This is a genomic window from Nostoc sp., from assembly GCF_036917675.1.
Taxonomy (GTDB): domain Bacteria; phylum Cyanobacteriota; class Cyanobacteriia; order Cyanobacteriales; family Nostocaceae; genus Nostoc.
Window position 1 is genome coordinate 123,104 of record NZ_JBALCT010000016.1, and the last position, 12,558, is coordinate 135,661.

Annotated in this window: 7 protein-coding genes; 5 read left to right on the forward strand and 2 right to left on the reverse strand. The window is 42.3% G+C overall.

What is annotated here, in order from left to right; translation table 11 throughout:
- Window positions 1-5 precede the first annotated feature (5 nt).
- Complete coding sequence (gene argS / locus V7K31_RS05635) at window positions 6-1,817, reverse strand: arginine--tRNA ligase (RefSeq protein ID WP_335093092.1); 1,812 nt, start codon at window positions 1,815-1,817, stop codon at window positions 6-8.
- A gap of 622 nt (window positions 1,818-2,439) precedes the next feature.
- On the opposite strand from argS, the gene V7K31_RS05640 reads away from it, so the two are divergent.
- From V7K31_RS05640 to V7K31_RS05655, 4 genes are all read left to right on the forward strand, one after another.
- Window positions 2,440-2,718, forward strand: a complete 279-nt coding sequence (locus tag V7K31_RS05640) for a GlsB/YeaQ/YmgE family stress response membrane protein (RefSeq protein WP_334692088.1) — start codon at window positions 2,440-2,442, stop codon at window positions 2,716-2,718.
- A gap of 58 nt (window positions 2,719-2,776) precedes the next feature.
- Window positions 2,777-3,688 (forward strand): hypothetical protein, encoded by a 912-nt coding sequence (locus V7K31_RS05645; RefSeq protein WP_335093094.1) that lies wholly within the window; start codon window positions 2,777-2,779, stop codon window positions 3,686-3,688.
- Window positions 3,689-4,229: 541 nt separating this feature from the next.
- A complete protein-coding gene (locus V7K31_RS05650) occupies window positions 4,230-7,874 on the forward strand; it encodes a response regulator (RefSeq protein ID WP_335093096.1) in 3,645 nt (1,214 codons plus the stop codon).
- A 102-nt stretch (window positions 7,875-7,976) separates the two neighbouring features.
- Window positions 7,977-9,629: an S-layer family protein gene (locus V7K31_RS05655; RefSeq protein ID WP_335093097.1), complete on the forward strand. Its 1,653-nt coding sequence runs from the start codon at window positions 7,977-7,979 to the stop codon at window positions 9,627-9,629.
- A 271-nt stretch (window positions 9,630-9,900) separates the two neighbouring features.
- Here the strand turns inward: V7K31_RS05655 and V7K31_RS05660 are convergent, their stop codons facing one another.
- On the reverse strand, window positions 9,901-10,917 hold the full coding sequence (locus V7K31_RS05660) for a ribose-phosphate pyrophosphokinase (RefSeq protein WP_335093099.1): 1,017 nt from the start codon (window positions 10,915-10,917) through the stop codon (window positions 9,901-9,903).
- 630 nt (window positions 10,918-11,547) lie between these two features.
- On the opposite strand from V7K31_RS05660, the gene V7K31_RS05665 reads away from it, so the two are divergent.
- Window positions 11,548-12,534: a decaprenyl-phosphate phosphoribosyltransferase gene (locus V7K31_RS05665; RefSeq protein ID WP_335093100.1), complete on the forward strand. Its 987-nt coding sequence runs from the start codon at window positions 11,548-11,550 to the stop codon at window positions 12,532-12,534.
- The last annotated feature ends 24 nt before the right edge of the window (window positions 12,535-12,558 follow it).

The window sequence follows — 12,558 nt, forward strand, 5'->3', positions numbered from 1 at the left end:
TAGTATTACATCCTCTCCAATACCTGAATTCCCAACAAAGATAATCCTAACTTCAGGGTTCTAGCGGTCAAATCACATAAAATCAAGCGAGATGTTCGCTGTGGTTCCTGGGCTTCCAACACCTGAACTCCCTGATTGCGATCGTAAAACTGATTAAACTTTTTACTCAGTTCATACAAATATTCACATAAACGATTGGGTAGCAAGTCTTGCTCTACACTACTAATAACTTCATCCAGCTGAAGTAAATATTTTGCCAGCGCTAATTCTGTTTCATGCTGCAACAAAATGGCATTATTTCCCAACTCTTTAAAGTTAATATCACCCTTGCGGCTAATCCCCTGAATCCGCGCATAAACATACAACATATAAGGTGCAGTATTACCTTTGAGATCCAGCATTTTGTCGTAGCTGAAAATGTAGTTACTGGTGCGGTTTTGGCTTAAGTCTGCATACTTAACTGCACTGATCCCAACTACCCTAGCAACTTCATTAATAAATTCTTCAGTTTCTTGCCGTTCTTCTTCTTGTAATCTAGTTTTTAGGTCAGCATAGGAACGAGAAACAGCTTCATCTAATAAATCCCGCAACCGCACAGTATCCCCAGAACGAGTTTTGAATTTTTTACCATCTTCTCCTAACACCAACCCGAAGGGAATATGCACTAATTCCACATCATCGGGAATCCATCCGGCTTTGCGTGCAACCTGAAAAAATTGAGCAAAGTGGTTTCCTTGTCCAGCATCTGTTACATAAATTATCCGCTTTGCTTGATCCTGCTGAATCCGGTAGCGGAGTGATGCTAAATCAGTTGTGGCATAGTTATAACCGCCATCTGATTTCTGCACAATTAACGGCAAAGGTTCACCTTCTCTATTTGTAAACCCTTCCAAGAAAACGCATTTTGCACCCTGATTTTCTACCAGTAACCCAGATTTATTTAAATCTTCCACAACTTTTGATAGTAAGGGATTGTAGAAAGATTCACCCCGTTCAGTTAACTTGATATCCAGCAACTCATAAATTACTTTAAATTCTTTTCGAGAAGCTTCACAAAGAAAAAACCAAGCGTGTTTTGCTGGTAACTCATTAGATTGTAGTTCTACTACTGCTTTACGTGATCTTTCTCGAAAATCAGCATCTTCATCAAATTCTTTCTTAGCTTCTCTGTAAAACTGAACCAAGTCTCCTATATTTATAGAGGGAGAGTTAATGAAACCCGGTTGATTGTCCGCCTCATAATATAGACTATTCCAAAAGGAATTATTTTCAGAATCAAATTCACGAAGATGAGTAATTAACATCCCAAACTGCGTACCCCAATCACCCACATGATTTAACCGCAGCACATCGTGTCCTTGAAATTCTAAAATCCGGGCGATGGAATCACCAATAATTGTCGAACGCAAGTGTCCGACGTGCATTTCTTTGGCAATATTCGGACTAGAAAAATCCACAATTTCCCGCTTGGGCGTTTTCGTGGCTGGAACTCCCAGTCTGGGATCAGCTTGAATCCCGTTCAGTTGTGCTTCTAAGTATGCCGTTTTTAGTTTCAGATTGATAAATCCTGGCCCGGCGATTTCTGGTGGTTCGCAGATTTCGGATACATCTAATTTATCAACGATCGCAGCTGCGATCGCTCTTGGTTGCTTTCCTAATTTTTTACTCAGGGATAAAGCCACATTCGCCTGATAATCACCAAATTTAGGATTGCTAGCAGGAACCAAAATTGGATCTAATCCAGCGAAGTCAGCCCCAAAAGCCGCGACTAAAGCCTGCTCAAGCTGAAGTTTTAGTTTTTCTTGTGTAGCGTTCATATATAAATTTTATCTGTGATCAGGGTAATGTAGCTCTGAAAAAGCTTGATTATTCACTTTAGCATTTCATTTTGAGCCGCTCAATTGATCAGGCGATCGCAACCTAAATCTGCATTTGCTTGTAATCATCGGAGCATGGAAGCAGATGTTACTAGTGATACATCATGGGTGGAAAACATCTGGCATACAAAGGGAATCCAGGCTTGCAGCAGCAAAAGCACATAGCACGGACGCCAATCAAAGAAATCGGAAAAGAACTATTCTCACTACTTTCTCCGAAAAGCTTTAAGCCGTTAAAGTTATGCAAAGGGATTTACCCACCATCCGATTACAACTTGATACACACAACAGCAAATTCAATCAGCTAGTTTGGTGCGACAAATTATTATAATGCTTCCCAGGTGGTGGTTTATTAATTTTTTATTTAAGGTTTTTAAGTTTCTCTAATTTGATCAATTCACTAATTCATATATTCATCCTCAAAGACGACCTGGCGAATATTAAAATGATATCTAAAGATTTTTGCTATTAGTTCTCTAGATAGATCAGAAATTTTATCGGCAAACTTTAAGATGAAAAAGTCAAAAGCAAACAAAGCAGATTTTCACGAAGGAAAAATTCAATGGGTAACATTATTGCTTGGCTGGTTTTGGGTTTAATTGCAGGTGCGTTAGCTAAGTTATTCTATCCAGGAACCCAAGGTGGCGGTATTCTCTCCACCATTGTTTTAGGAATCCTTGGAGCCGTTGTCGGGGGTTATTTGGGTCAAACTTTGCTAGGAAGTAGTTCAGCAGCCGCCGCATCTGTAGGAGCTTTTTCCCTGGGAAGTATTTTATTTGCTGTTCTTGGGGCTATGCTACTGATTTTCCTTTGGGGTCTATTGACTCGTCGGGCTGTGTAATAACCTCAAATTAGCTAACACTCTTGGGAATCACTTCTAGCTGCAATAAACCGATAAAATGACATTAGAAAAAGAGCGAAGAACTATAGGAGTTTTCGCTAGGTGTTCGGATGCACAATTGGCACTTGAGGAACTAAAAGCAGCTAATTTTCCAATGCACAAAGTTTCCGTAATTGCACAGGATGCAGAAGAACAAAATGATATTGCTAGTGTTGAAGTCAAAGATAGCACTAGCAATACATCCTCAGAAGATACTGCTGGAGCCGTTACTAGCTTATTAGTCGGTTTAGTCTTCTGGATAATTCCTGGTATAGGCCGAGTCATCATAGCTGGAGCAGAAGCAATAGCGATCGCTACCACTTTAGCAGCTGGTGCGATCAATGCAACCGCAGGTGATTTGCGTGATGTGTTGCTAGGTTTAGGAATTCCTAAAGATCAAGCACAAGGTTATAGTAATCTAGTTTGCAAAGGTTATTATTTAGTAATAGTAACCGGGATAGATATAGAAATTCGTCTAGCTAAGAGGGTTTTTGATTGCTGTAATATTCAACAGTGGGTTATTTATCAGCCATACTCGACTCCAAATAGTCGCTATAAGAATGCACTTGGTGTTTTCTCCACGCGCCAAGACACACAAAGAGCGCTTATTGAACTGAAAATTGCTGGCTTTCCGATGAGTCAAGTATCGGTGATTGCTAAGGATACAAACACCCTGAATGGTCTGAGTGAGGTAGATATTAACAGTTCCAAAGATAACTACACTACTTTAGGAATTCCTGACGAGCTAGCCAGATATTATGAGCATCAAGTGACTATTGGCAATTACCTATTAGTCCTAAATAGTACTGATATCTATATGGCAGGTGCAAGAGCGATTTTAGAGAGCCACAACATTGAATATTTTCGGATTTATAGCAAATCTGAACTTGATGCGGCTAGAAGCGATCGCCAGATTATTACTAACTTCTAATTAAACGTCAAGTTAATCTTAAGAGGGTTGATCTATATAGTGATGTCCAATGGCATTGATATCATATCAAACCGGAAAAACTACTATATTTAGTAATATTAAATGAGTGTTGAATTCTTGATGACAGAGTTTTGGTATTGCTAGGGAAATTACTGCACTCATAAAAACCACCATTTTTTAGTAAAGCCTAGAAAAAAAATTACTTATACTTATTATTGAAAATAAGATGAGATTTATAAATATATATATATATTACGATAGAAATGATAATATTTCTTTGGCGTGCGAAAAACTAAATATATCCTATGTAAACGAAATATCCTACATTTGTTTTGGATAGTTATAGCGGTTCCCAGGTGCATGAAGTACATATACATATTAAAACCTCACCCCCAACCCCTCTCCTTAGTAAGGAGAGGGGAGATAAAGTATAGCTTTATCGGGGTGAGGTTAAGCTGTACCTCAGTAGAATAGGAAACGTTATAAAACATAATCAGAATAGTCTCAAAAACAGAAATAATTTGAATACCTGCCTAGAATAATGTTGAACCGTTTGAAGATTGGAACCAAAATTGGAGTAAGTTTTGCCCTGAGTTTGGCAACTCTGACCACGATTGGTCTAATCTCCTACCAAAGCACCAATGATCTAATTGAAACTTCGCGCCAAGAAAACCATACCTATCAAGTGTTAAGTCAGCTTGAAGACCTCAACTTGCAAGTGACAAATGCTGAGACTGGGCAACGTGGTTACATTATTACTGGAAAACAGAGCTATTTAGAACCTTATAAGGCTGCTACTCAAGTACTGAATGAAAAAGTTAAGGAACTTCAGAGGTTAACAGCAGATAACCCTAAGCAACAACAGCAGTTGGATATTTTACAGCCACTAATCGCTCAAAAGCTGGCTGAACTTCAAGAAACTATCGATTTGCGCCAGAACCAAGGTTTTGAAGCTTCTCAGAAAGTCGTTCTGACAGACCAAGGCAAGCAGCTAATGGGTGAAATCCGCCAAGTTATCCAGACGATGAAAACTGAGGAAAATACACTGCTGAAACAGCGCTCTGAGAGGGCACGAGTAGCTGCTGGGGAAACCATCGCTAGCATTGTTTATAGTATTCCTCTATTTTCTTTGATCTTGGCTTTGATCGGATTCATCCTGACCCGAAATATCTCAGTACCTCTGAAGCGAGTTTCTGATTTAGCACAAAAGCTGGCGGATGGGGATTTATTGGTGAGTTTACCAGATAGCGATCGCCTGGATGAAATTGGCGTGTTGACGCGCACCTTCAACCAGATGATCGTTAATTTGCGAAACACAACTCAAAAAAATGACGAGCAAAACTGGCTAAAATCCAACTTAGCTGAATTTACTCAGATGCTCCAAGGGCAGCGAAATCTGGAAAGTGTGTCTCGGATGATCTTATCAAATTTAGCACCACTGGTTGGAGCATCCCAAGGCGTTTTTTATACGATGGACTCAATAGACGACCAGCCTGTACTAAAGTTGTTGAGTAGTTATGCTTATAAAGAGCGGAAAAATCTGGCAAATCAGTTTCGCTTGGGCGAGGGACTGGTGGGACAATCTGCCTTAGAAAAACAAAGAATCCTGCTTACAGAAGTTCCTAATGACTATATCCGCATCAGTTCCGGCTTAGGAGAAGCTCCCCCACTAAATATTATTGTCTTGCCCATACAATTTGAGACGCAGGTGAATGCCGTAATTGAACTTGCCTCTTTTGGGTCTTTTAACGAATTGCACCTGAGATTTCTAGAGCAATTGAGTGAAAATCTGGGTGTATTTTTAAATAACATCGCCTCACAAGTGCAAACTCAGCAACTACTTGAAGAGTCTGTTACTTTAACAGAGGAACTGCAAACCCAGCAAGAAGAACTACAGCAGAGCAATCAACGCCTGGAAGAACAGGCGCACGAGTTGGAAGAATCACAATTTCTTGTGAAGCAGTCTAACGAAGAATTACAACAATTAAATGAGGAGCTAGAAGAAAAGGCAGAATTGTTAGAAGTTCAAAATCGAGAAGTTGCTCGCAAGAACCAAGAAGTTGAGGGCGCGAGGCAGTCTTTGGAAGAAAAAGCTGAACAACTAGCGTTGTCTTCCAAATATAAGTCAGAATTTCTCGCAAATATGTCCCACGAGTTACGCACACCGCTAAATAGCCTGTTAATTTTAGCAAGGCTGCTAGCAGATAACTCTCTTAGCAACTTGACCGACAAACAGGTTGAGTATAGCCTGACTATTTACTCGGCTGGAACTGATTTGCTGGAGTTAATCAATGACATTCTAGATTTAGCAAAAATTGAGTCGGGTACTATGTCGCTCGATATTGAGCAAATTCCTTTTGCAGATTTGCAGACATCTCTAGAGCAGACTTTCCGGGAAGTTGCCCAGAATAAAAAAATCAATTTTACTATTCAACTGGATGAGAAGTTACCCTCGACAATTTCTAACGACTCCAAACGCCTGCAACAAGTTCTGAAAAATCTCTTAGCTAACGCCTTTAAGTTTACCGAAGAGGGAGGCGTGAACTTACAAATTAGCATGTCTTCCGAGGCAGGTGAAGTTGATAATTCCATGATTGCTTTTGCAGTTAGCGACACGGGTATAGGCATTCCAGCCGAGAAGCAGAAGATTATTTTCGAGGCATTTCAACAGGCAGATGGCACCACCAGCCGCAAATACGGAGGGACTGGTTTGGGCTTGTCCATCAGCCGCGAATTGGCTCAACTGTTGGGAGGGAGAATTGAACTAGTCAGCGAACCAGGACAGGGAAGCACCTTCACCCTTTACTTGCCCAGCCGACAGGAAAAGAATGGTCAAAATACTCTCACCACACTAGCCCCAGAGCCAATCACCTCTAGCCGCACAGCATCGATTATTAAAGAAGTACCAATGGTCGAAAATAGACTCACAACTGTGGATACCTCTGCATCCGCGAAAATACTTAGCAGCTTCCCCAGCGAAATCCCAGACGATCGCGAAATAATTGAACCGGGCGATCGCATTTTGCTAATTATCGAGGATGATGATAAATTCGCCCGCATCTTACTAGATATGGCACGTGAGCAGGGCTTTAAAACCATTGTTTCTTTACAGAGCAAACAAGGTCTAGCACTCGCGCAACAGTTTAAACCCAATGCGATTATGCTAGATATCCATATGCCAGAGATGGATGGTTGGACGGTGCTGGATCGTTTGAAGCATAACGCAAACACTAGACATATACCAGTACACATACTTTCTGTTGATGAAAGACAGCAACGGGGATTACACTTAGGAGCGATTACCTATCTCCAAAAACCCGTTTCTCCAGAAGCGCTAACTCAGGTATTAACTGAGATTAAAGGCTTTATTGAGCGTCAGGTAAAAAATCTCCTGATCGTCGAAGATGATCCCGTACAAGCCCAAAGTATTATTGAACTGATTGGTAATAGTGATGTCCAGAGTACAGCAGTGGGTACGGGAGCAGAAGCGCTCTCGATTTTGCGATCGCATCACTTTGATTGTATGGTGCTGGATCTCGGTCTGCCCGATATGAGCGGGTTTGCACTAATTGAGCAGATTAAGCTTGAACCCAGACTTTTAAAACTGCCGATCATCGTTTACACCGGCAAAGAACTTAGCCGACAAGAAGAAACCCAATTGCGGGGACTAGCAGAGACAATTATCATTAAAAATGTGCGATCGCCAGAGCGGTTGTTAGACGAAACTGCCCTATTTTTGCATCGGGTGCAAGCAAATTTGCCCCCACCAAAGCGTCAAATCCTAGAGCAACTACATCAAACTGACCCGGTGCTGGCTAATCGGAAAATTTTGATTGTAGATGATGACCTGCGAAATATTTTTGCCCTGACCAGCTTTTTAGAAAGCTATCAAATGCAAGTACTGTTTGCCGAAAATGGCAGAGATGGCATCGAGATGCTGCAAGCTAATCCTGACATTAATATAGTATTGATGGATATCATGATGCCGGAAATGGACGGTTACGAAACCACCCGCGCCATCCGCCAGCAACAACAGTTTCGCTCACTACCAATAATTGCTTTAACTGCTAAAGCCATGCCAGGCGATCGCGAAAAGTGCATCGAAGCTGGAGCCTCTGACTACATCACCAAACCTGTAGATACTGAGCAACTGCTTTCACTACTCCGGGTTTGGCTGTATCGTTAAGAGGATGTTTGAAAAGTATTCGGCGACTAGAAGTCGCTACTACACAAACTTTCGTCTTCCTCCGTGGACTAACGAAAAAGTAGGGCTTTTAACCCAATACGCTTGGGTTCTATTCACTTATTTGGTCGAGATATTAGCCTCAATGATGGTTCTGTGGGTCTGTTAATCAGTAAGGGAGGTCAAGCTTCCGGCGACATCGGGGTTAATGCCAGTGAGTCATTGGAGGTACAGGGAGTTGGCACCTATGGATTTCCCAACAGCGTTTTGCAAGCCAATAACATAGACAACGGTGTTGGAGGCAAGATGGTGGTTTTTGCTCCCCAGGTATTGGTGCAAGATGGAGGCAGAATTGGTTCTCAAGCCTTTGGTACTGGAGTCGGGGGAAATGTCTCTATAAACGCCGATTCGATTCAGCTTCGCGGAAATTCATCGATCGATCCAGGTTTTAACAGTGCGATCGCCTCAATTAGCGGTGGTTCTGGAAGTGGAGGTGATATCCAAGTCACAACGAAACGATTGACGGTTGAAGATGGTGCGACGCTACTCACGGCCAGTATCGGAGTTGGCACTTCCGGCAATAGCACGATCAATGCCTCTGAACTGATCGAGGTGATTGGAGAAAGCTCCTTTGTTCCAAGTTCATTGCTGGCGACAACCTTAAACCGGGGAAACGCAAGTCTATTGACCATCAATACTCCCAGGCTGAACGTGGAGGATGGAGGCTCTGTCTCGACCACGACGTTAGGGGTGGGTAATGCAGGTTCTTTGTATATTAATGTACCCAATGAGATTGATGTGAGTGGCAGGGGCGCAATATCTGGAACATCTAGCCGCATTGCTGCCAGAGCTGAAATACTTTCCCCAGCTTTTCAGAAGTTATTTAAATTACCGGCTTTTCCGACTGGCAACTCAGGCAACTTGATCCTCAATACCTCCCGTTTGCAAATCACGGATGGCGCTATTGTTGGAGTTGATCATCAAGGCGTGGGTAAGGCTGGAGACCTCAGCCTGTATGCGGATACTATTTTTCTCGATCGCTCTGGTAGCATTACAGCGACTACTAAATCCGGCGAGGGTGGCAGTATTAATCTGCAAGCTCATACCTTACTTATGCGTGATGGTAGCAAAATTACTGCAACCGCAGGTGGTACGGGTAACGGTGGCAACATTCTCATCAATTCACCGATCATTCTGGGCTTAGAAAATAGTGACATTGTTGCTAACGCAGTACAAGGACGGGGTGGTAATATTAACATTACAACTCAGGGTATTTTCGGTCTAGAATATCGTTCCGAACTGACTCCCGAAAACGACATCACGGCTAGTTCCCAATTTGGTATTAACGGTACAGTTGAAGTCAATACCATCGGCGTTGATCCAAATTCTGGCTTAGTAGAACTACCAGAAAATGTTACCGACTCATCACACCAAATTGCTACAGGCTGCGCGGGTAGTCAAGGCAGTAGTTTTGTAGCAACGGGAAGGGGTGGAATACTGCAAAATCCAACTCAGCAAGTGAGGAGCCATGTCTACGACGGGCTACGCCTACGCACTTGGTCTGATGTGCGCGATATCTCGGCATACCGCAAAACTGGGGAAGTGACGGTACAAATACCAGCACCTCCAGAAACTCTCGTCCAAGCTACAGGTTGGCATCGTAACGCCCAAGGAAAAATTGAGTTATTTGCAGATCCATCTTCTGCTCACCTGCAACAAGCATTAACCTGTGCTGGTGTTCCTAGAAGTGGGGTATGAGTAGCATTCGCGCTACGCGACTGGGTGAAGGGGAGTGAGTTAACCACTTTAAACTTTAAAACCGTTGACCAGCCTATGTCTGGGAAATAGTTGTTCCTAAAAATCCTTGAACTTATTGAGAATAAAATCAGTAACTTCTGAATCGGTCAATTATTGACACCCTTGTACAAGTACATTAGCTTTCGTTATAACTAAAATTCCACACTGTGCCCGATCAAGAGGACAGTGTGGGTAATTTACGCCTGTAACACGAATGACAATCTTTTATTGGCTAGCGGAACATACTACTGACTGAAGTATCTTCATGAATCCGCCAGATAGTTTCTCCTAAAAGATTAGCTACTGACAGCACCACTAGCTGGGGAAAACGATTGTTTTCTGGTATGGGAATCGTATTTGTGACAATCACTTCCTCAAACAAGCCACTGGATAACCGCTCCATCGCCGGTGGAGAGAACACCGCATGAGTTGCACAGGCGTATACCTGACGCGCTCCTTCTTCACGCAGTAATCGCGCCCCTTCCGCGATCGTGCCCCCAGTGTCGATCATGTCATCCACCAACACTGCCGTTTTGCCTTTAACATCGCCGATGATATTTAACACTTCGGCAACATTATGTGCCTGACGACGTTTGTCAATAATCGCCAGTGGAGCATCACCCAGTTTTTTTGCAAAGGCCCTAGCTCGCGCTACACCACCAACATCGGGGGAAACAACCACCAGGTCGGGCAATTGTTTGCTTGCTAGATAATCCAGCAATACTGGCGAACCGTAAACATGATCAAAGGGTATATCGAAATAGCCTTGAATCTGAGCCGAGTGTAAATCCATTGCTAGAACGCGGTTGGCACCTGCTTCGGTGATCAAGTTAGCAACCAGCTTGGCGGTTATTGACTCTCGTCCTGCCGTTTTGCGATCGGCGCGGGCGTAGCCGTAGTAGGGAATTACTGCCGTTACCTGTCGCGCCGAAGCTCGACGACAGGCGTCAACCATAATTAATAATTCCATCAAATGATCATTCACGGGTTGACAACATGGCTGGATTAAATAGACATCACAACCCCGAATCGATTCTTGGATTTGAACGTAAAGTTCACCATCCGCAAATCTTTTGCGAATCATTGGCCCCAAATCCATGCCCACATAACCAGCGACTTCTTGAGACAGTTTTATATTGGCAGAGCCAGAAAACAGCCGCAGGCGATGATTATTGGTTAGTCCTGTTGCAGATGGTTGCACTTTGAAAGTCGCAGAACTGAGCACAGCAGATCCTCTATGTGCATTCATAGCAATATTATCATTAGAGATTTAATAGATTTAACCGAGAAATCGCTTAAAAAAACATCTGTGAGTTTTGTTGAAGCTTTCATACAAAATTAAAACATTTTTCTTTCCATAAAATTATCATTCGCTAATTGTCTAATTTTCTAAGGTTTACAAGCTATTGATAGCTTAACGGACATCAAGACCGTCCACTAGGTCTATAGTTAAAATTTTTTGAGATGAGATAAATAAGCCAATTTCTTAAAAATTGGTGTGCTAGATAGCTTCTGCTAACTACCTCATTTGTAACTTAAGTGATATTGAAGTTTTTTCTTATAACAGTATAACACCTCTGCCTAAGTATTGAAAATGTAGCCTATTATTCTACTAATTACGCGGTTACAAAAAACGATATGTCTATGATTATCTATCACTGGACATAATTTACTCAGTATAAGTTTTTAGATAAAGATTGAATAAAGTTTAAATAAAGATTGTATAAAAATGTATTTTTTTATATCAAAATATTAATCAACAACGGTACTATCAGCTAGGTAAAAAGTTGTAAGTAATTTTACTAAGAGAAATTTTAATAAAACCTGGGAAAGTTCTTCAATCTAATTCTCCTGACATAGGGAGGCGACAGGCATACTTATGGACTCTCGGCGTACTTCAGTAGTAGAAAAATCTTTAACTGCTATAGCAACTAGTTCCAAGAAGTCGGCGTACTGTTTAGCTGCCATGCGACCGCGACAATGGACAAAAAACCTGGTGGTATTTGCAGCGCCATTGTTTGCATTTAGCATCAATCTGCAATCTCTGCTAGGTAGCCTATTAGCGTTCATATTATTTTGCTGTGCATCAAGTGGCTTCTACTTAATCAATGACATTGCAGATGTTGAATCTGACCGTCAGCACCCTGTGAAGTGTAAGCGGCCAATTGCCGCCGGATTAGTCAGCATCCGTGTTGCTAGTGGTATGGCATTGGTGCTATTAGGTGGCGCTCTGATTTTTGCGTGGTTGCGATCGCCCCAGTTGGGTGGAGCGATAACTGGATACGCCCTGTTGCAGATCGCCTATAATCTGCGACTCAAACGGATGGTGATTTTAGATGTTGGGGCGATCGCTACCGGATTTGTTCTAAGAGCCTATGCCGGTGCTGCTGCTACCGGCATTGTTTTATCAGCTTGGTTTTTACTTTGCACTGCGATGCTAGCCCTATTTTTGGGTATTGAAAAGCGCAAAGCAGAACTGCGATTAGCAAAAATTAAAGGCAACAAGCCTCGCTCTGTCCTCAAATACTATTCCTTGCCTCTGCTAGATCGCATGGAAAATGTTGTCACCACTAGCACGGTTGTTACTTATGCTCTTTGGAGTGCGGGTCCTTATCTACATGGGGCACCCACATCTTTGATGCTACTGACTTTGCCGTTTGTTTTGTATGGAATTTTTCGCTATCAACTACTGAGTGATCCCCAAGGAATTGCCAGTTACAATGACGACACTATTGAGCAAGGTGGACGTAGTGAGCGACCAGAAGAAGTTTTGTTGAAAGATTTGCCCATTCTGTTAACTGTCATCGGTTGGGTGTTCACTTGCTTTCTGATTCTCTTACTCAAACATCAAGGGCTGATCAAATAAATCTGGTAAATGCGCTAATGGCAG

What these genes read in the sequence shown, in the direction of transcription:
- argS (WP_335093092.1), bottom strand. Translation starts at nt 1,817, where the DNA reads ATGAACGCTACACAAGAAAAACTAAAACTTCAGCTTGAGCAGGCTTTA.
- V7K31_RS05640 (WP_334692088.1), top strand. Translation starts at nt 2,440, where the DNA reads ATGGGTAACATTATTGCTTGGCTGGTTTTGGGTTTAATTGCAGGTGCG.
- V7K31_RS05645 (WP_335093094.1), top strand. Translation starts at nt 2,777, where the DNA reads ATGACATTAGAAAAAGAGCGAAGAACTATAGGAGTTTTCGCTAGGTGT.
- V7K31_RS05650 (WP_335093096.1), top strand. Translation starts at nt 4,230, where the DNA reads ATGTTGAACCGTTTGAAGATTGGAACCAAAATTGGAGTAAGTTTTGCC.
- V7K31_RS05660 (WP_335093099.1), bottom strand. Translation starts at nt 10,917, where the DNA reads ATGAATGCACATAGAGGATCTGCTGTGCTCAGTTCTGCGACTTTCAAA.
- V7K31_RS05665 (WP_335093100.1), top strand. Translation starts at nt 11,548, where the DNA reads ATGGACTCTCGGCGTACTTCAGTAGTAGAAAAATCTTTAACTGCTATA.